General features: G+C 74.3%; 21 protein-coding genes. 4 read left to right on the top strand and 17 right to left on the bottom strand.

Translation table 11 applies throughout. The features are described 5' to 3' along the window. Positions 1–35: 35 nt before the first annotated feature. From ACZ7LK_RS17870 to ACZ7LK_RS17845, 6 genes are all read right to left on the bottom strand, one after another. Complete coding sequence (locus tag ACZ7LK_RS17870) at positions 36–2,927, bottom strand: NHLP bacteriocin export ABC transporter permease/ATPase subunit (protein ID WP_471141745.1); 2,892 nt, start codon at positions 2,925–2,927, stop codon at positions 36–38. 1 nt (position 2,928) lies between these two features. After that, a complete protein-coding gene (locus ACZ7LK_RS17865) occupies positions 2,929–5,175 on the bottom strand; it encodes an NHLP family bacteriocin export ABC transporter peptidase/permease/ATPase subunit (RefSeq protein WP_471141743.1) in 2,247 nt (748 codons plus the stop codon). Next, positions 5,160–5,966, bottom strand: coding sequence for an HlyD family efflux transporter periplasmic adaptor subunit (locus tag ACZ7LK_RS17860; RefSeq protein WP_392273977.1), 807 nt, complete (start codon positions 5,964–5,966; stop codon positions 5,160–5,162). Before ACZ7LK_RS17860 ends, ACZ7LK_RS17865 begins: the two co-directional genes overlap by 16 nt. A gap of 93 nt (positions 5,967–6,059) precedes the next feature. After that, positions 6,060–6,281 (bottom strand): type A2 lantipeptide, encoded by a 222-nt coding sequence (locus ACZ7LK_RS17855; protein ID WP_392273976.1) that lies wholly within the window; start codon positions 6,279–6,281, stop codon positions 6,060–6,062. 446 nt (positions 6,282–6,727) lie between these two features. Then, complete coding sequence (locus ACZ7LK_RS17850; protein ID WP_471142218.1) at positions 6,728–7,717, bottom strand: polyprenyl synthetase family protein; 990 nt, start codon at positions 7,715–7,717, stop codon at positions 6,728–6,730. A 116-nt stretch (positions 7,718–7,833) separates the two neighbouring features. Further along, on the bottom strand, positions 7,834–8,943 hold the full coding sequence (locus ACZ7LK_RS17845) for a tetratricopeptide repeat protein (protein ID WP_471141739.1): 1,110 nt from the start codon (positions 8,941–8,943) through the stop codon (positions 7,834–7,836). Positions 8,944–9,173: 230 nt separating this feature from the next. Here ACZ7LK_RS17845 and ACZ7LK_RS17840 point away from each other — a divergent pair, with 230 nt between their 5' ends. Both ACZ7LK_RS17840 and ACZ7LK_RS17835 read left to right on the top strand, forming a co-directional pair. After that, positions 9,174–10,004 (top strand): HAD family hydrolase, encoded by an 831-nt coding sequence (locus ACZ7LK_RS17840; protein WP_471141737.1) that lies wholly within the window; start codon positions 9,174–9,176, stop codon positions 10,002–10,004. Then, on the top strand, positions 10,001–12,397 hold the full coding sequence (locus ACZ7LK_RS17835) for a glycoside hydrolase family 65 protein (protein ID WP_392273973.1): 2,397 nt from the start codon (positions 10,001–10,003) through the stop codon (positions 12,395–12,397). The genes ACZ7LK_RS17840 and ACZ7LK_RS17835 overlap by 4 nt, the downstream gene beginning before the upstream one ends. Before the next feature lie 63 nt (positions 12,398–12,460). On the opposite strand, the gene ACZ7LK_RS17830 is transcribed toward ACZ7LK_RS17835, so the two are convergent. From ACZ7LK_RS17830 to ACZ7LK_RS17790, 9 genes are all read right to left on the bottom strand, one after another. Further along, a complete protein-coding gene (locus ACZ7LK_RS17830; RefSeq protein ID WP_469461635.1) occupies positions 12,461–13,177 on the bottom strand; it encodes a helix-turn-helix domain-containing protein in 717 nt (238 codons plus the stop codon). Positions 13,178–13,277: 100 nt separating this feature from the next. Further along, a complete protein-coding gene (locus ACZ7LK_RS17825) occupies positions 13,278–14,138 on the bottom strand; it encodes a geranyl diphosphate 2-C-methyltransferase (RefSeq protein ID WP_392273971.1) in 861 nt (286 codons plus the stop codon). A gap of 54 nt (positions 14,139–14,192) precedes the next feature. Further along, positions 14,193–15,626: a family 2B encapsulin nanocompartment shell protein gene (locus ACZ7LK_RS17820; RefSeq protein WP_392273970.1), complete on the bottom strand. Its 1,434-nt coding sequence runs from the start codon at positions 15,624–15,626 to the stop codon at positions 14,193–14,195. A gap of 308 nt (positions 15,627–15,934) precedes the next feature. Next, complete coding sequence (locus ACZ7LK_RS17815; RefSeq protein ID WP_471141732.1) at positions 15,935–16,573, bottom strand: LutC/YkgG family protein; 639 nt, start codon at positions 16,571–16,573, stop codon at positions 15,935–15,937. Beyond that, complete coding sequence (locus ACZ7LK_RS17810; RefSeq protein ID WP_392273968.1) at positions 16,570–17,988, bottom strand: lactate utilization protein B; 1,419 nt, start codon at positions 17,986–17,988, stop codon at positions 16,570–16,572. The genes ACZ7LK_RS17815 and ACZ7LK_RS17810 overlap by 4 nt, the downstream gene beginning before the upstream one ends. Further along, positions 17,985–18,695, bottom strand: coding sequence for a (Fe-S)-binding protein (locus ACZ7LK_RS17805; protein ID WP_471141730.1), 711 nt, complete (start codon positions 18,693–18,695; stop codon positions 17,985–17,987). The genes ACZ7LK_RS17810 and ACZ7LK_RS17805 overlap by 4 nt, the downstream gene beginning before the upstream one ends. A 157-nt stretch (positions 18,696–18,852) precedes the next feature. Next, positions 18,853–19,608 carry a Clp protease N-terminal domain-containing protein gene (locus ACZ7LK_RS17800; RefSeq protein ID WP_392273966.1) on the bottom strand — a complete coding sequence of 252 codons (756 nt, stop codon included), beginning with the start codon at positions 19,606–19,608 and terminating at the stop codon, positions 18,853–18,855. A 76-nt stretch (positions 19,609–19,684) separates the two neighbouring features. Beyond that, entirely contained in the window at positions 19,685–20,872 is a 1,188-nt protein-coding gene (locus tag ACZ7LK_RS17795) for an ABC transporter substrate-binding protein (RefSeq protein ID WP_471141727.1), read from the bottom strand. 185 nt (positions 20,873–21,057) lie between these two features. Then, on the bottom strand, positions 21,058–22,011 hold the full coding sequence (locus ACZ7LK_RS17790; protein WP_392273964.1) for an NADP-dependent oxidoreductase: 954 nt from the start codon (positions 22,009–22,011) through the stop codon (positions 21,058–21,060). A 70-nt stretch (positions 22,012–22,081) separates the two neighbouring features. On the opposite strand from ACZ7LK_RS17790, the gene ACZ7LK_RS17785 reads away from it, so the two are divergent. Further along, positions 22,082–23,044: a GlxA family transcriptional regulator gene (locus ACZ7LK_RS17785; RefSeq protein ID WP_469465085.1), complete on the top strand. Its 963-nt coding sequence runs from the start codon at positions 22,082–22,084 to the stop codon at positions 23,042–23,044. Between the two features lie 114 nt (positions 23,045–23,158). Here the strand turns inward: ACZ7LK_RS17785 and mmuM are convergent, their stop codons facing one another. Further along, complete coding sequence (gene mmuM / locus ACZ7LK_RS17780) at positions 23,159–24,085, bottom strand: homocysteine S-methyltransferase (RefSeq protein WP_471141724.1); 927 nt, start codon at positions 24,083–24,085, stop codon at positions 23,159–23,161. Between the two features lie 101 nt (positions 24,086–24,186). Between mmuM and ACZ7LK_RS17775 the strand changes: the two genes are divergently transcribed. Beyond that, positions 24,187–24,414 (top strand): DUF5133 domain-containing protein, encoded by a 228-nt coding sequence (locus ACZ7LK_RS17775; protein WP_392273961.1) that lies wholly within the window; start codon positions 24,187–24,189, stop codon positions 24,412–24,414. Positions 24,415–24,576: 162 nt separating this feature from the next. Here ACZ7LK_RS17775 and ACZ7LK_RS17770 read toward each other — a convergent pair whose 3' ends face one another. Beyond that, complete coding sequence (locus ACZ7LK_RS17770) at positions 24,577–25,275, bottom strand: ester cyclase (protein ID WP_471141720.1); 699 nt, start codon at positions 25,273–25,275, stop codon at positions 24,577–24,579. Positions 25,276–25,342 lie beyond the last annotated feature (67 nt).

Below are 25,342 nucleotides of genomic sequence, written 5' to 3'. Positions count from 1 at the left end.
CGAGGGCCGATCCCACCCTTTCGAGGGGCCCCGGGTCAGCGCATTTGGCGGCGTACCAGCGCGTACAGGTGCCCGTCGGGGTCGGCGAGCAGCGCGGAGGGGTGGCCCTGCTCGACGATCCGGCCGGCCGACATGACGATCACCCGGTCGGCGTCCATGACCGTCGACAGCCGGTGGGCGATCACCAGCCGGGTGGCGTTCAGCCGGCGCGTGGACTCGATGACGACGCGCTGCGCCTCGTTGTCCAGCGCGCTCGTGGCCTCGTCCAGGAACAGGATCCTGGGCCGGCGGATCAGCGCCTGGGCGATCATCAGGCGCTGGCGCTGGCCGCCGGAGACGGCTCCGCCGCCCGCGATCATCGTGTGCAGCCCCATCGGCATCCGCCGGATGTCCTCCGCCAGACCGGCCATCTCCGCGGCCGCCCACACCTCCTCCTGCGAGAAGGACTCCGCCCCACTGATGCAGTCCATGATCGAGCCGGTGAGGGGCTGGGCGTTCTGGAGGACGACCCCGCACTGGCGCCGCACCGCGGACCGGTCGAGGGCGCTCAGGTCCTGCCCGTCGTACAGCACACTGCCCGAGACCGGGCGGTCGAAGCCGATCAGCAGGCGCAGCAGCGTGGACTTGCCGCAGCCGCTGGGGCCGACGACGGCGACGAACTCGCCCGGCCGGACGTCGAGCGACACGTCGTCCAGCACCAGGGGCGCGTCGTCCGCGTAGCGGAAGGACAGGTTGCGGGCCTCCAGGGCCCCCGACAGGACGCCGGGCGGCGTGGTGGAGCCGCGAACCTCCGGAGCCTCCTCCAGCACCGGTCGGATCTGCTCGAACAGCGGCAGCGCCGCGGCGGCGGAGACCAGCGCCCCGGTGAGCTGCGTGACCGACGTCAGCAGCATCGTCACCGAGGTGCTGAACGTCAGGAACTCGCCCGCCGTCATGCTCCCGCGCGCCGGACCCGCCAGCAGCATGAACATGACGAGCGAGCAGAGCGGGAGGTGCACCGCGTCGAGGACGGTGGTGACGTTGCGGATCCGCCCCGCCCGCCGCTGGAGTTCCCGCGAGCGGGCGAACTCCCTCGCCCACGCGGCGTACGCGAAGCTCTCCGCCGCCGCGACGCGCAGCTTCGGCAGACCCCGCAGCGTCTGGAAGGCCTGGTTGTCGAGCTTGTTGTTCAGCTCCACCAGCCGCCGCTGCCAGCGCACCTGCCACAGTCCGAGGCCCAGGAACACCACCCCGACGACCAGCAGCATCGCCATCGCCGCCAGCGCCAGCGGCACGCTGTACCAGAGCAGCAGCACCAGGTTCACCGCGCCCACCGTGCCCGCCTGCACGGCCACCGGTCCGACTCCCGCCATCACCCGGCGGATGGCGCTGATCCCCATGGCCGCGCTCGCCAGCTCCCCGGTGGAGCGCCCGGCGAAGAACGCCGTCGGCAGCCGCAGCAGCCGGTCCCACACGGCGGGCTGGAGGACGCTCTCGATGCGCCCCTCCATCCGCAGCACCGTCAGGTTCTGCATCAGCATGAAGGCCGCCGACACCACACCGGCAACCATCACGGCCACCGCCAACTGCACGATCGGGCCGGTCCGGCCGGCCGGCACGTACACCCCGAGGATCCGGCCCGTCGCCAACGGCACGAGCGCGCCCAGCCCCACCGTCACCAGCCCGGCGAGCGCCAGGTTGCGCGCGTCGCCCCCGGCACCGCGCAGGCTGAAGCGCAGCAGCCCCGCCGGCGACAACGGCCGCTCCGGCAGCGGACGGTAGAACATCACCGCCCGCGGATCCAGCTCGCCGGCCCGCGCCCGCCCGATCCGGATCCGCAGCCCCGAGGCCGGGTTCACCGCCTCGTACCGGCCGCGCCGCCACAGCAGCGCCACCGGGGCGCCGGACTTCGCCCAGTGCCCCACCAGGGGACCGGAGTCCGTACGCCACCAGCGCCCCTCCAGCCGCACCGCGCGGGTACGCACCCGGGAGGCCAGGGCGATGCGCTCCACGGGGCCGGTCCGCTCGTCGGACACGCCGCTCGCGGACGGTTCGGCCAGCGTGATCCCGGCCGCGCGGGCGACCTGCCGGCACACGGCGAACGTGGCGTCGTCGGACGCCGTCGCGTCCTTCTTCCGGGCGGTGCGGTCCGGCCGGCCGATCGAGGCCAGCAGCGCCCGGTCGGCCCGGGCGCGGACCGTCTCACCCGCCTTGACACCGGCGGCCGCCCGGTCCTCGTGGGCGCGCTCCAGTTGCTCGATCCAGCGGTCCACGGCGGACAGCAGCCGGTACTGCTGGTTCACCATCCGCCGCCACAGGTCCCCGTCGACCAGCAGGCCGGCCGCCCCGTCGGGGCCGTACGAGCCGTCCGCGGCACCGTGGCGCACGCCGCCGGGGGGCACCGGCATCCACAGCATGTCGTCGGAGGCGATCGCCTCGTCCCCGGGGGCGCGCCCGTCGCCGAGCGGCGCCTCGAACAGCACGCCCAGGCTGCGGGCGGTGCCGAGGGCGAAGGCGTGCTCCAGGGGCGTGGCCCCGCCGTACGGGTCGTGCGCACCGGCGTGCTCGCCGTACGGGTCGTACGCGCCATGGCCGCCGTACGGGTCGTACGCGCCGTACGGGTCCTGCCCGTGGCCGGGGTGCAGCTCCCGCAGCCCGATCCGGCGCACCGCGCAGTCCCGCGTCGGGCGGCCCACCAGGGTGTGCCGCGGGCCCTGGACCGGGCCGAGGAGCAGGCTGCCGGCCTCCAGCCGGCCCAGGAAGTGCCAGTGGCCCCGCTCGGCGGCGTCGACCGCGAACAGATCCAGCCCGCCCGCCACGACCAGCCACAGCACGTGCGGCCCCTCCAGCGGCACCGTGCGCAGGCCCGCGCAGTCGACGGGGGAGCCCAGGGTGCCCAGGGCGTGGACCACCGGATCGGCGGCGGCCACCTCGGGACGGACGGACATGTCAGCGCTCCTTGACCAGCTCGGCGTACGCCCCCGAGGCGGCGAGCAGTTCCTCGTGGCGGCCCCGCTCGACGACCCGGCCGTGGTCCAGGACCACGATCTCGTCGCTGTCGCGGACCGTGGACAGCCGGTGGGCGATGACCACGCAGGCGCAGCCGCGCCGCCGCAGGTTGTCGATGATGATCTGCTCCGTGCCGGCGTCGAGGGCGCTGGTCACCTCGTCCAGCACGAGGACGCTCGGCCGCCGCACCAGGGCGCGGGCGATCTCCAGGCGCTGGCGCTGCCCGCCCGAAAAGTTCCGGCCGTCCTGCTCGACGCGGCTGTGGATGCCGCCCGGCCGGCGGGCGACGACGTCGTCGTACACGGCGGCGTCCCGGAGCGCGGCGACGACGGCGTCGTCCGGTACGGACGGGTTCCACAGGGCCACATTGTCCCGGACGGTCCCCTCGAACAGGAACACGTCCTGGTCGACGAACGACACCGAGGCCGCCAGCGCACCGCGCGGGATGTCCTCCAGCCGCCGGCCGTCGATGCGGACCGTCCCCTCCCAGGGGGCGTACAGGCCCGAGATCAGCCGGGACACCGTCGACTTGCCGCTCCCCGATCCGCCGACCAGCGCCACCTGCTGTCCCGGACCCACGCGGAGGGAGAAGCCGCTCAGCAGGGGTTCGTCCAGCGGGCTGTAGCCGAAGGTGATGTCCGCCAGCTCCACGTGCCCCGTGAGGCGGCGGGTGCTCCCGTCCGGCTCCACGCGCGCGTGGAGGGCGTCGACGGGGAAGCTCTCGACGTCCTTCAGCCGGACCACGTCAGCGGCGAAGTCCTGGATGCGGCCCGCCACCCCGTTGAGCCGGGTGATGGGCGCCGTGAAACGGGTCACCAGGGCCTGGAAGGCGACGAGCAGACCGATGGAGAGGTGGCCCTCCACAGCCCGCAGCCCGCCGATCCACAGGATCAGCGCGCTGTTGAGCGTCGCCAGGGTGGGCGCGACCACGGCCAGTGCGGCGCTCGGCACCCCCAGGCGCTGCTGCACCTCCAGGGTGGTCGCGTGCTGTCCCGCCCACCGGCGGAAGTAGCCGTTCTCGCCGCCGGTCGCCTTCATGGTCTCGATGAGCTGGAGACCGGTGTACGAGGTGTTCGTCAGCCGTGCGGCGTCGGCGCGCAGCTTCTGCGTGTGCGTCGCCCGCAACCGGATCACGATCCGCATGGCGACGATGTTCAGGAGCGCCATCAGTACGCCGACGACCGTCAGTTGCGGGTCGTACGTCCACAGCAGCACCGCGTAGAGGACCACGACGACGCCGTCGACGCCGGCGGCCGCGAGGTCCCTCGCGAGCGTCTCGGCCACCGCGTCGTTCGACCTGAGCCGCTGCACCAGGTCGGCCGGGCTGCGCTGGGCGAAGAACGTCACCGGCAGCCGCATCAGGTGCCGCAGGAAGCGGGCGCTGCCGAGCGTCGAGGAGATGAGGCGGCCGCGCAGCAGGTTGGTCTGTTGCAGCCCGGTCAGGACGGCGGTCAGCGCGACCGTCGCCGCCATCGCCCCGAACAGCGGGCCCAGCACCGAGGTCTGTTGGCCGATCAGGAACATGTCGATGTACGTCCGGCTCAGCGCGGGCACCGCCGCGCCGACCGCGACGAGCAGCAGGCTCGCCAGCAGCGCCACCAGCAGGGTGCCGGCCGTGCCCCGCAGCCGCGCGGGCACGGCGCTCAGCACACCGGGCCGGCGACCGCCCCGGCGGAAGTCCGGGCCCGGCTCGAAGACCAGGGCCACCCCGGTGAAGCCGGTGTCGAACTCCTCCGGCGAGACGAAGCGCCGGCCCTTGTCCGGGTCGTTGAGGTGCACGCCCCGGCGGCCGAGGCGGCGGCCCGTCCCCTCGTACACGACGTAGTGGTTGAACTCCCAGAACAGGATGGCCGGGACCGGCACCCCGGCCAGGGCCTCCGGCTCCATCTGCATGCCCTTGGCCTTCAGGCCGTACCCCCGCGCGGCCTTGAGGAGGTTGCTGGCGCGTGAGCCGTCGCGGGAGACGCCGCACGCGATGCGCAGTTCCTCCAGCGGGACGTGCCGGCCGTGGTGGGCCAGCACCATGGCGAGGCAGGCGGCGCCGCACTCCACGGCCTCCATCTGGAGCACGGTGGGTGTCCGGACGGCCCTGGGCCGCTTCGCGTTCCCCCTGGCCCTGGCCCGAGCCCTGGGCGCTGCCGGCCGGGCGCGGCGGCGGCCGCCGGGGGCGCTCACGGGAGGAGCCAATCGGCCGGGTGCTGGGAGGCCAGGTGCACGGAGGCGCTCACCGGGGTCATGGTGTCGAGCGCCTGGCCGGGTCCGTCCGGCGTCGACCAGGCGTACCCCGTCCGGGTCGAGGACGTCCGGCGCAGCTCGACCAGGACCGCCACGGGCTGGCCGGCGCGCGAGAACTGCTCGGCGAGCTGGCTGCTGCCGAGGAAGGCGGTGATGTGCCTGCGGGTCTGCGGGGTCCGGCCGACGGCCTTCACCCGGCCGCGCAGCACGCCGTACGTCCGGGCCGGCACCGACTGGACGGTGAGGTCCACGGAGGCGCCCACGGGGACGGTCGCGCCGCTGTCGGCCGGTACGTAGACGGTCGCCGTCAGGGGCGCGTCCTCGCTCTCGACGCGCTCGACCGACGCCACGTCCGAGCCGACGGTGACCACGGAGCCGATGGTGGCGACGAGGGCCGTCACCCGGCCGGCGGCGACGGCCCGGACGACGGAAGTCCCCTGTGCGGTGCGGACGTCGAGCAGGGGCGCGCCGGCGGGAAGGTGCTCCCCCTCCTCGGCGCGCACCGCCGTGACCTGTCCGGCGACCGGGCTCTGGAGGACGTAACTGCCCCTGCCATGGGTCAGGATGCCCGGCGCCGTGAGTGTGGAGGTGACCGTTCCGGTGACGGCCCAGACGGCCGCAGCGGCCATGGCGACGACGGTCACGGCGAGCACGAGAAGACCCTGGGGCCGGGCGAAACGCACCGGCAGGTCCAATTCCTCGGGGGATTGCAGCTTGGAAAGGGCCTTTTGGCGGAACTGCACGTAACTCTTCCCTCAACTGCGCACAAAGGATCGTGAAGTGAACAGCGAGACGAGCCCCGGAACGGAATGGTCCCGGGGCTCACTCGCGCGGTCTCAGAGACCGGCGACGAGACCCGTGACGGCCGAGGTGTTGAGGCCGGCGAAGGACTCGACCGCACCGACGGCCGAGGTGGCGACGGAGGAGACCGGGGCGACCGAGTCGAGCGTGGCGGTCGCGGTGCCGACGACACCGCCGACAACGGCGCTGTGCAGACCGCCGGACACGGCGTCCAGGTCGGCGTCGGAGATCTCCTGGGTCTGGATCTGGGGGTTCATGCTGTGAGGTTCCCTTCACACGGATAACTCGAAATGACTACGGAGCGAGCCTTTGTGCGACCGCCGCAGTGCGATGGATCAAAGCACGGGGGCGTGTTGCTCAGCCAATCCGGCGGGTACCCGCAACGGCGTTCCGCCGGTGCCGAATTACCTCGATGTGCAGGTGCGTCCACGGCTTGGTGGCAGCTTCTTCACAGGGCCGGCCGGGTGCCTTTCCGGCGGCCGCGGCCCGGCCATTTCGGAACGGTACATTCCGGTACCAACGGCCGGGCCGCCTGGCCGCTGTCATGAGGACCCGTGGGAGGCGGTGTGACGCCTGTACATTCGGTGTGCAGATTCGCTGACATTGCCTCAAAACGGATGCCCGCGCCGGAACGCGGCACCGGCGGCCCGCCGGCGCACCGGTGCCGCGGCCCCCGGCGGGGCCGTTGCCCGGGGGCCGGGCGTCACACGACGCGGCCCACCACGTACGGCAGCAGCGCCAGCAGACGGCCGGCCGGCTCCGGCGCCAGCGGGACGCCGCACAGGGCCGCCCGCGCCAGGTCGAGGCGCCCGCGCGCCTCCGCCATCGCCGCCTCGCGGCCACCCGCCTCCTCGACCAGGTCCGCCGCCCGCCGCAGCTCCGCCCCTTCCAGCGGCCCGGGTACGGAGAGCAGGGCGGCCAGCCGCCCGGACGCCGGGGTGCCCGCGGCGAGGGCGGCCAGCACCGGCAGGGTCTTCTTGCGGCGCCGCAGGTCACCGTGGACCGGCTTGCCCGTCGACGCCGGGTCGCCCCACAGTCCCAGCACGTCGTCGACCGCCTGGAAGGCGACGCCGAGCTGCCGCCCCGCCGTCGACAGGGCGTCCACCGTCGTCGCGGGCGCCCCCGCCAGCAGGGCGCCCAGCGCGGCCGCGCAGCCGAGCAGGGCACCCGTCTTGTGCTCGGCCATGCGCAGGTACGCGCCGACCGGCACGGCGCCAGGGCCGGTCCACGGCCGCCCCTCGAACAGCAGGTCCTCGGCCTGCCCGTCCACCAGGTCCGCCAGGTCCCGGGACAGCCGCCGCACCGCGGCCGCGCCGTGCGGACCGGGCGAGCCGGCCAGGACCTCGAAGGCCAGCGCGAACAGCGCGTCCCCGGCCAGCACGGCCGGCCCCGTGCCATACGCCTTCCACGCCGCCGGGCGCTGCCGCCGGGTCTCGTCGCCGTCCATGATGTCGTCGTGGAGGAGGGAGAACGTGTGGACCAGTTCCACCGCCACGGCACCGTCGACGGCCGCCTCCGCCGGGGCCCCCGCCGCCTCGGCGCACAGCACGGCCAGCGCCTGCCGCACCCCCTTCCCGGACGATCCGGTACGCGGCTCACCGCCGTGCTCGCACCACCCGAAGGCGTACCCGGCCATCTCGGCGGGCCACGCGTGCATCCCCGCGACCCGGGCCCGCAGCACCGGCTCCACCATGTCCCGGCAGCGCGCCAGCACCTCCGCCGCCGCCGGCCCCGCGCCCTCCGCCGGCTCCGCGCCGGCGACCCGCGGCCCGGGTGCGGCGGCTTTGGTCACGGCCCCGCTCGTGAGCGTCATCGTCGGGCCTCCCGCGGAGCCGGCACCGCCGCCTGCCCCGGCACCGAGGCCGCCGCCGGTTCCGGTCCTCCCGCCGCCACCGGCGTCAGGCCGAGTTCGGCGTGGGCCTTGTCGACCATCGCCCGGGCGTGGCGGAGGCCCATGCGGTCCAGCACGACCCGCAGGCCGGCCAGCTCGGCGGCGGTACGGGCGGGATCCGCGCCGAGGCGGGCGCGCGCCTTGACGGCACCCAGCCGGGACAGCGCCTCGCCGCGCGGCTCGTCCATCCCGCGGAACTCCGCCAGCGCCTGCTCGTACGTCTCCAGCGCCTCCGCGTACCGCCCCGCCCGGTACAGCACGTTGGCCCGCATCTTGTGGTTGTAGGCCAGGGCGCTCGTCAGGTCCATCGACCGGCAGCCCGCCTCCGCCCGGCCGAGGAGCTCCAGCGCCCGGGCGGTGTCGCCGTCCCGTACCGAGACGATGTCCGCCAGCCCCCGCAGCGCCCAGGCGTGACCGCGCCGGTCGTCGGCGGCGGCGGCTATCTCCGCGGCCTCCTCGAACAGCGCGTACGCCGTGTCGTACCGCCCGCTGTTGCGGTGCATCTGCGCGATGCCCTCCAGGGCCCACACCGTGTGCCGCGCCTCGCCCCGCCGGCGTGCCTCGGCGAGCAGCTCGTCGTGGAGCGCGCCGACGGCCTCGTAGTCGCCCTGGATACGGCCGGTCTCCGCGAGCCCGGCCAGCGAGTAGCCCTGGGCGACGATGTCACCGCCCTGTTTGCCCAGGTCAGCCGCGTACCGCAGCAGCCGGAAGGCGAGCCTGAGCGCCCCCCGTTGCCGGGCCAGCGTGCCACCGCTCCACAGTGCCCACGCCATCGCCGGTACGTCCCCGGCGGAGCGGGCCGTGCGGTAGCTCGTCTTCCACGCCAGGTCCGCCGATTCCACGTGGCCGAGCCGGCGGTGCGCCTCCGCCACCGCGAGCGCGGCCCGCGCCATCTCATGGGCGTCCCCCGCGCGCCGGGCGGCGACCAGCTGATCGGTCGCCGCGGCCAGCACGTCCGTGAGCGAGGAATTCACCGACAGCGCGCTGAGCGCGCCCTGGTACTCCGGCGCGAGTGCCTTGCTGAACATGACTGCCTTTCCCCGAGGGGCGGCCGCGGACCGTACGGCGGATGGGCCATCCGGCGGCACCCCTTCCTGTCTCGTCTTCTCCGGCTGACTGCGCGCGCTGCTGGGAGGGAAGAGGATCAAGAGACCGGTGGGGTTCCACTTCCGGGTGACGGATGGTGACCGATCCCGGCGTACGCCGGCCCTGGCCGGGAACCCGCCGAGGTCCGGAGCACGACGCTGGAGGACCGCCCATGACGGATCTGGCTCCCGCCCACCGGCTGTGGGCGACGCGTGCCGTGGTGTTCGACACCGACGGCGTGATCACCGACACGGCCCGGGTGCACGCCGCGGCCTGGAAGGCGGCCTTCGACGCCCATCTGCGCGCCCGCGCCCCCCGGCCCGCCGCCACACCGCCGTCCCCCCGGCCGCCCGCCCCGCATGACGCCCCGCGGCCGGCCGCCGCACCCGCCGGCGACCCGCGGTTCGCGCCGTTCGACGAGGTGGCGGACTACCTCCGGTACGTGGACGGGAAGTCCCGCCTCGACGGCGCCGCCGCCTTCCTCGCCGCCCGCGGCACCGCTCCGTCGCCCGCGACGGTCCGGGCGGTCGCCGCGGAGAAGGAACGGCTGTTCACCGAACTGCTCCGGGAGCGGGGCGTACGCACCTTCCCCGGCACCGTGCGGCTGGTGCGCGCGCTGCGCGGCGCCGGCGTCCCGGTCGCCGCCGTCTCCGCGTCCCGCCACGCCCGCGAGGTGCTGGCCGCCGCGCGGGTGGCGGACCTGTTCGACGTGTGCGTCGACGGCGACGAGGCGGCCCGGCTGAGGCTGCCCGGCAAACCCGACCCCGCGCTCTTCCTGGAGGCCGCCCGCCGGCTCGCCGTGCCGCCCGCCCGGTGCGCGGTGGCCGAGGACGCCCTCGCGGGTGTCGAGGCGGGGCGGCGCGGCGGCTTCGGCCTCGTCGTGGGCGTCGACCGCGCGGCAGGCCCCACCACCGGGGACGCGCTGCGGCGCGCGGGCGCCGACCTCGTGGTGCACGACCTCGCGGAACTGCTGCCGGCCCCCCGTGAAGGAGTGCCGTCGTGACGGACTGGACCTGGGAGTACGAGGGCTACGCGCCCGCCGGGGAACGCCTCCGGGAGTCCCTGTGCACCCTCGGCAACGGCTACTTCGCCACCCGCGGGGCCGCCCCCGAGTGTTCCGCCGACGGGGTCCACTACCCCGGCACGTACGTGGCGGGCTGCTACAACCGCCTCACCTCCGACGTGGCAGGCCGCACGGTCGAGAACGAGGACATGGTCAACCTGCCCAACTGGCTGCCCCTCCGCTACCGCGTCGGCGACCCCGCGGAGCCCGGCGCCTGGCTGGGCCCCGACAGCGACCAGCTCATCGACCACCGCCAGACGCTCGACCTGCGCGCCGGCACCCTGGAGCGCCTGGTGCGCTACGAGGACGACGACGGCCGGCGACTGGCGGTGCGCCAGACCCGGCTGGTGCACATGGCCTCCCCGCACCTGGCCGCGCTGCGCACCGAGTTCACGGCCGAGAACTGGGCCGGGACGCTGGAGGTCGAGGCCGGTCTGGACGGGAACGTCGCCAACACGGGGGTGGCCCGCTACGGCCAGCTCGCCTCCCGCCACCTCACCCACGGGCACACCGGCGACGCCTCCGCCGACACGGTGTGGCTGCGCTGCCGCACCCGTACCTCCGACATCCGTGTCGGCCTGGCGGCCCGCACGACCACCACGGGCGCCGAGGACACCACACGCACGGTCCGCCACGCCGACCGCCGCGTCGACCAGTGCCTCCGCCTGGAGCTGCGGCCCGGCGGCACGGTCGTCGTCGACAAGACCGTCGCCCTGCACACCTCCCGGGACGCGGCCATCAGCGACCCGCTGCACGCCGCCGTCGACCGGGTGCGCCGCGCCCCGGGCTTCGAGGCGCTGCTGGCCTCCCACCGCGCGGCCTGGCGGCAGCTATGGCGGCGCGCCGCCCTGGACGTTCCGGACGAGGCGGGCCGCATCCTGCGCCTCCACCTGTTCCACGTCCTCCAGACGCTCTCCCCGCACACCGCCGACCTGGACGTCGGCGTCCCGGCCCGGGGCCTGCACGGCGAGTCGTACCGCGGGCACGTCTTCTGGGACGAGCTGTTCGTCCTGCCCTACCTGAACCTGCACTTCCCCGAGGTGTCCCGGGCCCTGCTCACCTACCGGCACCGGCGGCTGGAGCGGGCCCGCTTCACCGCCCGCGACGCGGGCTGCACCGGGGCCATGTACCCCTGGCAGAGCGGCAGCGACGGCCGCGAGGAGACCCAGCTCCTCCACCTCAACCCGCGCTCCGGCCGCTGGCTGCCCGACCACTCGCACCTCCAGCACCACGTCGGCTCGGCCATCGCGTACAACGTGTGGCAGTACTGCGAGGCCAGCGGCGACACCGAGTTCCTGCACACCAAGGGCGCGGAGATGCTGCTCCAGATCGCCCGCTTCTGGGCCTGCCGCGCCGCCTGGGACCCCGGCACCGGCCGCTACCGCATCCGGGGCGTGCTGGGCCCGGACGAGTACCACGACGCCTACCCGGACGCCGACCACCCGGGGCTCGACGACAACGCGTACACCAACGTCACGGCCACCTGGGTGCTGGCCCGCACCCTCCGGCTGCTGCGCGACCTGCCCGAACCGCGCCGGCGCGAACTGGCCGAGCGCACCGAGCTGCACCACAGCGAACTGGAACTGTGGGAGGACGTCTCGCGCAAGCTTCACGTCCCCTTCCACCGGGGCGTGATCAGCCAGTTCGAGGGCTTCGGCGACCTGGCCGAGCTCGACTGGGAGGGGTGCCGCCGGCGCTACGGGGACATCCGCCGGCTCGACCGGATCCTGGAGGCGGAGGGCGACTCGGTCAACCGCTACCAGGCGTCCAAGCAGGCCGACGTGCTGATGCTCGGCTACCTCTTCTCACCGGCCGAGCTGCGTGCCCTGCTGCGCCGGCTGGGCCACGAGCTGGACGACGGGACGTGGCGCCGGACCGTCGACTACTACCTGTACCGCACCAGCCACGGCTCGACGCTGAGCGGTCTGGTGCACGGCTGGGTCCTGGCCCGGGTGCGCCGCTCGGAGGCGTGGCGGTTCTGCCAGGAGGCCCTGGAGGGGGACATCGCCGATCTCCAGGGCGGCACCACCGGGGAGGGCATCCACCTGGGCGCCATGGCGGGCACCCTCGACCTCGTCCAGCGCGGCCTGACCGGCCTGGAGACCCGGGACGGCGTACTCCGCCTCGACCCGGTGCCGCTGCCCGAGCTGTCGCAGTACGACTTCACCCTCCGCTACCGGGGCCACTGGGGCGTACGGCTGCGGATGACGCCGGGCCACCTGCACATCGCCGTCCCCGGCTCCGGCAGCGAACCCATCACCATCGAACTGGCCGACGGGGCCGTCGTGCCGGTCGAGCCGGGCGAGGTGCGCGAACTGCCGCTCCCGGCCTGAGGCCCCCCGGGCCTCACCCCGCCCCGCGCGAGGCCGACCGGGGCCGCCGTCACGCGGCGGGCGTCACAGGTGGTGCTGGACGTGGGCGTAGGGCACGTCGACGCGCCTGCCGCTGACCCTGGCGGGCGTGACGGCGACCCAGCAGGCCTCCGGTCCGCCGACCCACGGCGTGCTGTACGCCAGGTCGTCGAGGCCGCGCACCGCCTCGGGGTCGGTGACCCGGTGCGGGGTGCCCACCACCAGGACGCTCCAGCCCCGGCACAGCGCGTCGTCGATGTGGTCCACCTCGAACGCCATCCGGCTGTCGCCGGTGAGCGGCGCCAGCGCGTCCGGAGCCACCCGGAAGGCGACCTCGCCGTCCGTGACCAGGTAGTTCACCGGCAGGATCGCCGGCCCCTCCTCCGTGGTCACGGCCACGTGTCCCACCCCGTGCGTGCCCAGCAGGGTGCGGCACTCGTCCAGGTCGAGGTCGACCAGCTCGGGGTGGAGCGGGGCGTGGCCGACCCCGGGCGGCAGGTCGGCGGTGCCGCCGGTGAGCTCGACCACGCTGGTCTCCAGCGCGTCCGCCAGCCGCAGCAGGAAGCCGATCCCCGGAGTGGCCGGCTGTTCCTCCAGGTACTGGATGTACCCGGGCGCCGAGCCGGCCCGGACGGCGACCTCCTCCCGGCTCAGGCCGAGCAGCTCCCGGCGGGCGGCCACACGACGGCCGATGTCCCCCCGGCACGGTCCATGGGCGTGCGTACCGGTCGCACGCCCCCGCAACAGCGAATTCTCGGGCATGGGAGGCACCGTCCCTTCACAGGTGCGCCACCGTGGGCTGCCTACCAGCCCACGGTACGCCTCGGAGCGCTCCCCCACCCGTGCGGTGGATCCCGGTGCCTCAGACCCGGTCCGCGGCGATCAGCAGGTAGTGGAAGCTGCCCTCCCGGTACGCCGTGAGGAACGGCTCCTCGATGCCGGTGGCCAGCGCGGACCGGGCACGCAGCTCCCAGTACGGGATGGTCCGGGCGGTGAGGTCCACGACGGTGATGGGGACGAGACCGGCGGCCGCCATGGCCTTGAAGTACTCGCTGCGCGGGTGGATGTTGCAGGTGTAGTGCTCGTCGATGCGGCTGACGGCCTTGGAGCGGCCGCCGGTGAGGTCGTTGTAGCAGCCGGTGACGCACACGTAGCGGCCGCCGCGGCGCAGCACGCGGGACATCTCCGCGTACAGCTCGAAGAGGTCCACGTACATGGTGGTCTCGTTGGTCCAGGCGGCCCGGCGGGAGCCGGTCTCCAGGCGGGTGTCCAGCATGTTGCGGAAGTGGAACCGCACGCGGTCGGAGACGCCGCGCTCCTCGGCCTGGGTGTTGGCGAACCCCACCTGGTACTCGGAGATCGACACCCCGTCGACGTAGCAGCCGAAGCGCTGGTTGGCCATGAAGCCGGTGCCGCCGCGCCCGGAGCCGGCGTCCAGCAGCCGGTCCTCGGCGGTGACGGGGCCCAGGTGGTCCAGCAGCACGTCGGCCTGCGCGGTCTCCAGGCGGTGCAGCTCCCGGACGATCCGCTCCTGGCGGGTGTCCTCGGGGCCGGTCAGGACGGAGGGGTCGTAGTCGCCCAGGCCGTAGTGGTGGTGGTAGAGGCCGTCGACCTCACCGAGCCGCAGGTTGACCGGGTCCTGCCGGTTGGTGTTCCAGTACGCGGCGACGGACTTCTGGAAGTCCGTCCGCAGCACCTCCTCCGCGGAGGTGGTCGTGGTCATGCTCGGGTACTCCTTGCCGGTCCGTGGGGGGTCGCGCCGGGCGCGGTGGGGCGGCTACTCGGCACGGGGCCGGACCTCGACGTTCTCCAGGATGCCGACGGCGTCGGGGACCAGGACGGCGGCCGAGTAGTAGGTGCTGACGAGGTAGGAGATGATCGCCTTCTCGTCGATGCCCATGAAGCGGACGTTCAGCCCGGGCTCGTACTCGTCCGGCAGACCCGTCTGGTAGAGGCCGATGACACCCTCGTTGTCCTCGCCGGTGCGCATGGCGATGATCGAGGACGTGTGGTGCTCGGTGATCGGGATCTTCCCGCACGGCAGGAGCGGGATGCCGCGCCACGCGGGGATCTGGTGGCCGCCGACGTCGACGCTGCCGATGTACAGGCCCCGCTTGTTGCACTCCTTGCCGAACGCGGCGATCGTGCGCGGGTGCGCGAACAGGTACTGGGTGTTGCGGCGCATGCTGATCAGGTCGTCGAGGTCGTCCGGGGTGGGCGCGCCGGAGTGGGCCTGGATGCGCTGGTCGTACTCCGTGTTGTGCAGCAGCCCGAACTCCGGGTTGTTGACCAGCTCGTGCTCCTGGCGCTCGCGCAGCGCCTGGACGGTCAGCTTGAGCTGCTGCTCCGTCTGGTTCATCGGCTGGTTGTAGAGGTCGGCGACGCGGCTGTGCACCTTGAGCACCGTCTGGGCGACGCTCAGCTCGTACTCGCGGGGGTCGAGTTCGTAGTCCACGTACGTCGTGGGCAGGTCCGGCTCGCCCTCGTGGCCGGAGAGGAAGCTGATCTCGACCTCGCCGTACTTGTTCGTCGGCTTGTGCCCGTTGGAGGTGAGGCTCCGCACATGGTCGCGCAGCGTCTCGTACTGGCCAGCGACCTGCTTGTAGGCCGTCTGCGAGAGCACCAGGGCGGTGGTCCGGGTCACGGCGCGGACGGTGAACTCCCACTTCGCGCCGGTGTCGCCGGCCAGCATGCGGCCGCCGATGGAGTCGCCGTCGGCGAGCATGCCGAGGCGGGTCTCGCCGTCGTCGTACTTGGCCCTGCCGATCTTCTCGACCTTGCCGTGCGCGATCAGGACGACCTGGTCGGCCTTGCGGCCCGCCTCGACCAGGACCTGGCCGGGCTCGAACTCCTTCTGGACGAACTTGTCGGCCATCGCGGCCAGCGCGGTGGGGTCGCCGAACCCGCGCAGCAGCGGCAGTTCGGCGAGTTCCGCCGGGACGACCTGCACCTTGGAGCCGGTCTGGACGAAGGTCATCCGGCCGTCCCCGACGGCGTACGACAGCCGGCGGTTGACCCGGTAGGTGCCGCCGGGCACGTGGACCCAGGGCAGCTTGCGCAGCAGCCAGCGCGAGCTGATCTCCTGCATCTGGGGCTCGGACTTGGTGGTCGTGGCGAGGTTGCGCGCCGCGCGGGTGCTGAGGCTGAGCTGGATCCGCTCCTGCGTCTGGATCTTCGGCTCCGCGGGGGCCGGGCGTGTCTGGACTGCCATGGGCTGCTTTCCCTTTCGTATGGTGATCCACGTGGCGGGCGGCCGACCGGACGGGCGCGCTCCTCGCCAGGAGTCATCACGCGTAGTGAATATGCGTGACGTACAGTGATGGCGGATTGGCGTGGGTGTGCGCGTGTCGCGCCGCAGCGCGCGGCGGGTCCGCGCGCCCCCCGCTCGCGCAACCGCCCACTCTCCGCCTCCCGCGCCCCCTCGGGCACCCGCGTGGGGAGGCGACGCGTTCCCTCGGGCACCCGCGTGGGGAGGCGACGCGTTCCGTCGGCCGGCGCGCCACCGCGCCCGGCGCCCGCTCAGCCGGCGGTGAGGAGGACGACGACCAGCGTGCGGGGCCCGTGCACCCCTTCCACCCGGTCGAGTTCGATGTCGCTGGTGGCCGAAGGGCCGGAGATCCAGGTCAGCGGCCGTGCCGGGGTCAGCCTGGGCAGCGCCCGGGGCAGCGAGGCGACGACCTGGCCGGGCGCGCGGACGACACACACGTGCAGGTCCGGTACGAGGCTCAGGGCGCGGCGCCCCTGGCCCTCCGACGCGTCCAGCACGATCGTGCCCGTCTCGGCGATCGCCAGCGCGCAGGCGGTGACGACGGCATCGGTGGCGTCGAGTTCGTCCGGGGACAGCGGGCGCGCGGCCGTGTCGTACCGCAGCTCCGCACCCGTGCCGGAGAGCCAGGCGGCCGGCAGCCCGGGCGGCACCGCCACCGAAGCCGCCCCGCGCTCGGCGAGCGACCGGGCCACCAGCGCCGGGAGTTCGGCCTCCGTGGCGCGGTGGACGTGCGCCCGGTAGTCGGCCAGGTTGTGGTGGAGGAGGTCCAGCAGGGCCGCCGGGTCCTCGGGGGAGTGGCTCACCCGGTAGTCGTGGGCAGGCTCGGGGGCGTCCGGCGCGCCCACCACGGCCGCCCGGACCCGGGCCAGGATCCGCTCGCGGGCGCTCATCCGCGGTTCCTCCTCCACCAGTCGCGGAACGACCGTTCCGGCAGCTCGGGCAGCTCACGCCCGTCGGTCCAGGCCCCCGCGCCCGGCGGCCGGGACGGCAGCACCCCGCGGACCGCGGAGGCCGCCCGCTCGGCGGCCGCGAGAGCCCCGGGGTGGTCCAGCAGCCAGGTGGCCGCCCCGACCGCCGCCCGCTCCGCCCGGTGCCCACGGCCGCCCCGCCCGGCGACCTCGCCGCGAAGGTGGACGAGCACCTCCGGGATGTCGATCGCGACGGGGCACACCTCGTAGCACGCCCCGCACAGCGACGAGGCGTACGGCAGCGAGGCGTCGATCTCACTGGCCGTGCCGCGCAGTTGGGGCGTGAGGATGGCGCCGATCGGACCCGGGTAGACCGAGCCGTACGCGTGGCCGCCGGCCCGCTCGTACACCGGGCACACGTTCAGGCAGGCCGAGCAGCGGATGCAGCGCAGCGCCTGGCGGCCCACCTCGTCGGCGAGCGCCGATGTGCGGCCGTTGTCCAGCAGGACCAGGTGGAAGGCGCGCGGCCCGTCCGCGTCCGTCGTCCCCGTCCACATGCTGGTGTACGGGTTCATCCGCTCGGCCGTCGACGAGCGCGGCAGCGTCTGGAGGAACACCTCCAGGTCCCGCCAGGACGGCACCACCTTCTCGATCCCGACGACCGAGATCAGGGTCTCCGGCAGGGTCAGGCACATCCGCCCGTTGCCCTCCGACTCGACCACCACCAGCGTGCCGGTCTCGGCGACCATGAAGTTCGCCCCGGAGATCCCCACCTTGGCCCGCAGGAACTTCTCCCGCAGGTGCAGCCGGGCCGCCTCGGCCAGGTCGGCGGGGGCGTCGGTCAAGCCCTCCGGCGCCGGGCGGCCCCAGTCGGCCATCCGGTCGCGGAACACGTCCCGGATCTCCCCGCGGTTGCGGTGGATCGCCGGGACCAGGATGTGCGAGGGCCGGTCCTCGCCGAGCTGCACGATCAGTTCGGCGAGGTCCGTCTCGTACGCGGCGATGCCCTCGGCCTCCAGCGCCTCGTTGAGGCCGATCTCCTGGGTGGCCATCGACTTGACCTTCACGACCTCCCGTTCACCGGTCGCCCGCACCAGCGAGGTCACGATCCGGTTGGCCTCCGCGGCGTCCTCCGCCCAGTGGACCGTGCCCCCGGCCGCCGTGACGGCCTCCTCGAGCCGCAGCAGATGGGTGTCCAGGTGGCGCAGTGTCCGGTCCTTGATCCGTTTCCCCGCCTCGCGCAGCAGCGCCCAGTCGTCCAGTTCGGCGACCGCCCGTGCCCGTTTCTCGCGGATGGTGTGCGTGGCGTGCCGCAGGTTGGCCCGCAGCACCGGATCGGCCACCGCGTCGGCGGCCGCCCTCGGGAAGGCGGGCATGCCCAGGTACGTTCCGCTCATCGCGGTTGCTCCTCCTCCGTGGCGGCCAGGATCTCGGCGATGTGCAGCGCCCGCATCCGCTCGCCCTCGCGCCGGAGGACGCCGTCGATGTGCATCAGGCACGAGTTGTCCCCGCCGCACAGCACGTCCGCCCCGGTGCCCACGGCGTGGCGCACCTTGTCGCGGCCCATCGCGACCGACACCGCCGGGTTCTTCACCGCGAACGTCCCGCCGAAGCCGCAGCACTCCTCGGCGCCGGGCAGTTCGACCAGTTCGAGGCCCCGGACGGTCTCCAGCAGCCGGCGCGGCCGGTCGCCGAGCCCCAGCAGCCGCAGCCCGTGGCACGACGGGTGGTAGGTCACCCGGTGCGGGAAGTACGCCCCGACGTCCGTCACGCCCAGGACGTCCACCAGGAACTCCGTCAGCTCGTACGTCCGGGGTGCCAGGTCCGGTTCGCCGAGCCGGGCGTAGTGGTCGCGCACCATGGCCGCGCACGAGGCCGAGGGGGTGACGACGTACGTGTGGCCCTCGAAGGCACCGGCCGTGCGGCGCGCCAGCCGCCGGGCCTCCGGGCGGTAACCGGTGTTGTACTGGGGCTGGCCGCAGCAGGTCTGGGCCGCCGGGAAGTCCACCTCCACGCCCAGGCGTTCGAGGAGGCGCACCGTGGCGATCCCGGTCGAGGGGTACACCGCGTCGTTGACGCAGGTGACGAACAGCGCGACGCGCATCGCCGCTCCTTCCAGCCGCTGCCCGGACGAGGATAGGGCCCGCGCGGCGGGAGCCGGTGGCCGGGCGCGGATCCCGGCCACCGTGTTCCCGCGCCACGGGCCCCGGCCGTCGGCGGTCCTCCGGCCGGGCGGCCGGCCGGGACGTCGCCGACCCGACCTAGTCCTCCGTCGCGTCCAGCGCTTCCCGCGCCGCCCGCGCGGCCGCCGCCGCGGCGGCCGTCACATGGGCGGCGGTGGTGGCCTTGTCGATGCCCAGGCCGGTGAGGACGCCCCGCCCGTCCTCGAACTCCAGCAGCGCGAGCAGGATGTGCTCGGTCCCGACGTAGTTGTGGCCCAGCAGCAGGGCCTCGCGGAAGGTCAGTTCCAGGACCTTCTTCGCGCCCGCGTCGAACGGAACGAGATCGGGTACCGCGTCCGCCTTCGGCGGCAGGGTCGCGGCCGCCTCCTGCCGGACGGTGTCCAGCAGGACCCCTTGGGCGACGATCGCCCGGGCGGCGAGCCCCTCGGGCTCGTGCAGCAGCCCGAGGACCAGGTGCGCGGGGCGGATCTCGTCGTTCTCCGCCGCGTGGGCCTCGTTCTGCGAGGCCATCACCACGTTGCGGGCGCGGTCGGTGAAGCGGCTGAAGCCCTGGGCGGGGTCCAGGTCCGCGGCCTCGCCCGCCTTGGGGACGAAGCGCTTCTGGGCGGCCTGCCGGGTGACGCCCATGCTCTTGCCGATGTCCGTCCAGGAGGCGCCCGAGCGCCTGGCCTGGTCCACGAAGTGGCCGATCAGATGGTCCGCCAGGTCCCCCAGGTGGTCCGCGGCGATCACGGCACCGGAGAGCTGCTCGAGCGCGTCGCCGTGCGCCCGCTTGATGGCTTCGATGAGGTCGTCGAGGCGTACGGGATGTGTCATGCCGACTGGTTGCGTCATGTGTCAACCGTAGGTTGACACTCGCCAACTGTCAACGGCGAGTTGACATTTGGGGGTGGGCGGGGCGTCCGGCGGGTCACCGGTCCGCGTCCACGGGCAGCAGCTCCCCGCCCACCGGCAGGCCCTCCACCCGGCGGCTGTCGACCACCACCAGCTCGTACGGGTGACGGCGGCCCCGCTGCCACTGGCCCCCCGACAGCCGCACGGTCGCGATGTGCGGCACCGGACCCGAGGTCCAGTCGAGCGGACCGGCCACGGTCCGGAGCCGGGTCGCGCCGAGCGCCTCCGCCACGGACGCGGGAACCGTCGGGTCGGCCGCCGTCGCCAGGGCGTGCGCGGCCACCTCGACCAGGGCGTACGCCAGGCCCAGCGGCTGGAGCCACTGGTTGCCGGTGGCCCGCTCGTACCCCTCGGCCAGCTCGGCGGCGGTCATGCCGTCCAGGGAGGAGCGGTAGGGGTGCGCCGGGGTCCAGTAGACGAGCGTCGCCACGTTCGCCACGGCCGCCGCGCCGTCGTCCCCGGCGGGCGGGTACGCCAGCCAGCGGGAGCACGTGATCATCCGGGGGCGCAGTCCCTGCCGGGCGGCCTCCCGGCGGAACACCCCGAGGTCCTCCCCGGTCGCCGCGCTCGTGACGACCTCCACGCCCGCATTCCGGAACGCCGTCACGTGCCCGGCGAACGCGGCGGCCGGCTCCCGGTACCCGGCCGGGTCCAGCAGCCGGTGGCCGCGCGCGCGTGCCGCGGGCAGGAAGCCGTGCGTCCCGTGCCGCGACCAGCCGCCCTGCGGGCCGTCGTTCCACAGGCACCCGACCGTCCGCCCGGGCCCGCCGTCCGCCTCCCACAGGTCGGCGAAGGTCTCCGCGATGTCGTCGAGCCCCCAGCAGAAGTGGTACGTCCAGCGCCGCGGCCGGCCCCCGTGGACGTACACCTGCCACGGGAACGTGCTCGACAGACAGGGCACCCCCGCCTCCTCGCAGGCGTCGGCGACCGCCGGCAGTACCTCCGTGCCCGCCAGCGTGAGCACCATCCGCGCCCGCTCCACCTCCACCAGCTCCCGTACCGCGCGCCGGGCGCCCGCGGCGGAGGAGCGGCTGTCGCGCCCCACCAGGCGCAGCCGGCCACGCAGCTTCGGCGCCAGCAGATCCATGGCGTACGCCAGCGGGTCGCCCAGCCGCGCCAGCCGCCCGGTGCGCGCGACGACCACGCCCACGGTCGGCGGCTCGGGGGAGCAGGTGCGTTTCTCTTCGGTGTTCGTGCGGTCCATGCCCCGGACAACGCCCCAGCCGGTCAGGTGTCACGCCCCGTCGCACGCCCGCGCCCACGCGGCCTCTCCGGCCGCCTCCGGGGGCGGGTACGCCGGGGCGGACCGGCACGGGGCACGCCGACCGCGTCCGGCCCCCGAGCGGGGGCCGGACGCGGTCGGCGGCGGAAGGGCGCGGTGGCGCCGGGTCAGTCGACGGTGAGGACCAGCTTGCCGGCGGTGCGGCCGGTCTCGCCCAGCGCATGGGCCTTGGCGGCGTCCGCCAGCGGGAAGGTGCCCGCGATCGCCGCCCGCAGCCTGCCCTCCTCGGCCAGCCGGGCGATCGCGTTCATGCCCGCGTGGTCCGCCTCCACCAGCAGCAGCTCGGTGCGGACGCCGTGCCGCTCCGCGTGGGCGGCCAGCTCCTCCCCGCCCATCGGCAGGATCGACACCAGCAGGCCGCCCCGGCGGAGCGTGCGCAGCGAGCGGACGCGGTAGTCCTCGTCGCCGATGGTGTCCAGGACGACGTCGACGTCGCCGACCTCCTCGGCGAAGTCCGTCTCCCGGTAGTCGATCACCTCGTCGGCGCCCAGGTCCTTCAGGAACGCGTGCTTCCCCGCGCTGGCGGTGCCGATCACGTACGCCCCGCGCGCCTTGGCGATCTGCACGGCCAGGTGGCCGACGCCGCCGGCCGCCGCGTGGATCAGCACGCGCTGCCCCGCCTCGACGCGCGCGGTGTCGACGAGCGCCTGGTAGGCCGTCAGCGCCGCCAGCGGCAGGGCGCCGGCCTGCACGTGGTCGAGGCCGGAGGGCTTGCGGGCGAAGGCGCGGGCGGGGCCGGTGACGTACTCGGCGTGGGAGCCGACGCCGTACGGGTACGGCAGCATCCCGAACACCTCGTCGCCGGGCTTGAACAGGGTCACGCCCATGCCGACCGCCTCCACCACCCCGGAGACGTCCCAGCCGAGGACGTAGGGCGGGTCGCCCAGGAACATCCGGCCGCCGCGGTGCTTCCAGTCGGTCGGGTTGACCCCCGCCGCGCGTACGCGTACCAGTACCTGGCTCGGGCCCGGCTCGGGGCGCCGCAGTTCCACTTCCTTGAGCACCTCGGGGCCGCCGAGGACGTCCTGACTGATCGCGCGCATGGTCGTTGTCGTTGTCATGCGGACCAGCCTGCCGGGGGAGGACCGGCCGGAAAATGGCACGATTGCCAAGGTCCGATAGGATCGTGCCATGCATCGTGTGGTCGTCCTCGCCCTCGACGGCGTGTATCCCTTCGAACTCGGCATACCGAACCGCGTCTTCGGCTCCGCCGGCGGCCGGTACGAGGTGATCACCTGCTCCGTCGACGGACGTCCCGTGCACACCGGCTCGGACTTCTCGATCACCGTCGACCACGGGCCGGAGGCCCTGGCCACGGCCGACACGGTGGTCATCCCGCCGTACGACATGGGGCTGATCGCCGCCGAACCGCCCGCGCCGGCCGCCGCCGCGCTGGCGCGGATCCGCCCGGGCACCCGGATCGTCTCCATCTGCACCGGGGCCTTCCTGCTGGCCGCGGCGGGCCTGCTCGACGGGCGGACCGCCACCACGCACTGGTCGCTGGTGCCGCACTTCCGGCGGCTCTACCCGCATGTGGCGCTCGACCCCGACGTGCTCTTCGTCGACAGCGGGGACGTCCTCACCTCCGCGGGCGCCGGCTCGGGCGTGGACGTCTGCCTGCACATCGTGCGCGAGGACCACGGCAGCGAGGTGGCCAACCAGGTGGCCCGCGCCTGCGTGGTGCCACCCTGGCGGGACGGCGGCCAGGCCCAGTACATCGAGCAGCCGGTGCCCGAGACGTCGGACAGCGGGACGGGCGCCACCCGGCAGTGGGCCCTGGAGAACCTGCACCTGCCGCTCACCCTGACCGACCTCGCCCGGCACGCGCGGATGAGCACCCGGACCTTCGCCCGCCGGTTCGGCGAGGAGGTGGGCATGAGCCCCGGACGGTGGCTCATCCAGCAACGGGTCGCCCGGGCGCGGCAGTTGCTGGAGTCCACCGACCTGCCGGTGGACCGGGTCGCGGGCGAGGTGGGGTTCGCCACCGCCACGTCCCTGCGGCAGCACCTGCACGCCGCGATCGGCGTCGCCCCGCTCGCGTACCGCCGTACCTTCCAGGCCGCCGACCGGGACCTGTCCAGGCCCCGGGTGTGACCGCCCGGGGCCCCGCTCCGGTCCCGCTCCGGTCCCGTCCCGGTCCCCGGGGTCCCGCCCCGGTCCCGTCCCGGGTCCCCGGGTCCGTCCCGGTGACGGCCGCCCCGGGACGGCTCAGCGCAGCCCCGCCGCCAGCTCCGCGATCATGTCCGGCCCGACCCGGCAGCAGCCGCCGATCAGCCGCGCTCCCGCCCGCCGCCAGCCCTCCGCCCGCCCGGCGGTGAACGTCGGACGGCCGCGCCAGGCACGGGCCCCGGCGTCCCACCGCTCACCACTGTTCGGGTACACCACCACCGGCTTGCCCGTGACGCGCGCCGCGACCGCGACCGCGTGGCCGGCGTCCTCCGGGGCGCAGCAGTTCACCCCGACGGCGACGACCTCCTCCGACGCCGCCACCACCGCGAACGCCTCCTCCAGCGGCTGGCCCGCCCGCGTCCGGTCACCGGCGACGCTGTACGACAGCCACGCCGGCACGCCCAGGCCGCGCACCGCCCGCACCAGCGCCCGCGCCTCGTCCGCGTCCGGCACGGTCTCCAGGGCCAGGACGTCCGGCCGGGCCGCGGCCAGCACCTCCAGGCGCGGGCGGTGGAACCGCTCCAGCGCGGTGACGTCCAGCCCGTACCGGCCCCGGTACTCCGAGCCGTCGGCCAGCATCGCGCCGTACGGCCCGGCGGACGCGGCCACCCACAGCGGCCGGCCGGACGCCCCGGGGGCGGCCCGGCGGGCGGCCTCCCGGCCCAGTTCCACACCGAGCGCGAGCAGCTCGGCCGCCCGCTCGTGCCCGGTGCCGTGGCGGGCGAAGCCCTCGAAGGTGGCCTGGTAGCTCGCCGTCGTCGCCACGCTCGCGCCCGCCTCGTAGTAGGCGAGGTGCGCCGCCACGATCGCCTCGGGCCGGTCCGCGAGCAGCCGCGCCGACCACAGGTCGTCCCCGAGATCGTGCCCGGCGGCCTCCAGCCGGCCGGCCAGGCCCCCGTCGAGGACGAGGGGGGAGGACGCGGTGGTGAGCGTGTCGGCGAAGGACGGCGTCGCGGCGCTGGTCATGGGGGTGAAGCTAGCCCAGGACGTCCGGGCATGCGGAACGGATCACCGGGTAGCAGGGCTCCACGCCGACATCCGGCGCTCGTGGAGGAAGGAGACCCGCTGTGCTGATGGCCCACCCCGCCGTCCTGAACAACCTGGTCGAGCAGTACGAGACCCTGAGGGTGCTGCACGCCGAGGCGGGCACCCCGGAGGTCCGGGAGCGCATGGACGAACTCGCCCGGACCCTGTGCGTCGCCACCGGCACCGCGGACGTGGACACCGCCCTGGTCGCCGCCCGTCACCGACTGCCGGGCGCCCGCCCGGAGGACGACTCGCTGCTGACGTCCTGACCGGCGGCCGCGCCTGACCGGCGGCCGCGCCTGACCGGCGGCCGCGCCCCCGCCGGACACGCCGGGCGGTCCGGCCCGGCGCGGGACGGGCCCCGGGCCGCGACGCGTGGTGCCCCCGCCGGCCGCGTACGGGCCACGCGGCCGGCAGCATGGCCGGGTGGGTCAGTCTTCCGCTACCACTCCGAGCTGCCGCATCAACCCGAGGTCGTCCACGTTCCACCAGCTCTCCGCGATCCTGCCGCCGGTGCAGCGGAAGGTCGCGTGACCGGTGCCGGACACGTCCCGGCCGGTGGGCTCGATGTCCCGGTACCTGCCGACGTGGCGGCCCGTGAACGACATGCGCAGGCACACCGTGTCACCCTCAGCGACCAGCCCCTCGATGGTGCACCGCGGCCGGAACGCCTCCATGATCTCCCGGTTCTCCGCCTTGGCGGTCTCCAGGTCCACGTCGTACGAGGTCAGCGAGGGGTCGTGCTCCCGGTAGTCGCGGGTGCACAGTGCGTCGGCCGCGTCGGTGTCCCCCTGGTTGATCACCTCGTCCACGAACTTCCGGACGACGAGCTTGTTGAGCTGCTCGTCCCGGACGACGTCCAGGTCCGTGAAGGTGGGTTCACCGTCGCAGAGGGCCGTCATCTCCTGGAAGATCCGGTCGGTCTCGGGCAGCTTCGAATTCTCCATCGCCTCCTCGTAGGAGGGGAATTCCACGATCTCCAGCACGTGCGCGGAGTCCGAGCGGTCCCGGCCCATCACCGCGTGCGTGGCCGTCCGCTTGCCCTGGGTCGCCTCGGCCCAGCTGTCCAGCAACCGGTTCATCTCGTCGACCCGGTCGGTTCTGCAGTCGATGATCTGGACGAATGTCATGACGCCTCCCGCCGTTGGAGCGACTGCTGTTCTCAGCGTATGCCGCTCGGAGGAGCCCGGCAGAGCG

The sequence above is a fragment of the Streptomyces sp. NPDC039423 genome (assembly GCF_055598725.1).
Note: the sequence above shows the minus strand (reverse complement) of the source record. Positions and strands in the feature narration are given on the sequence as shown.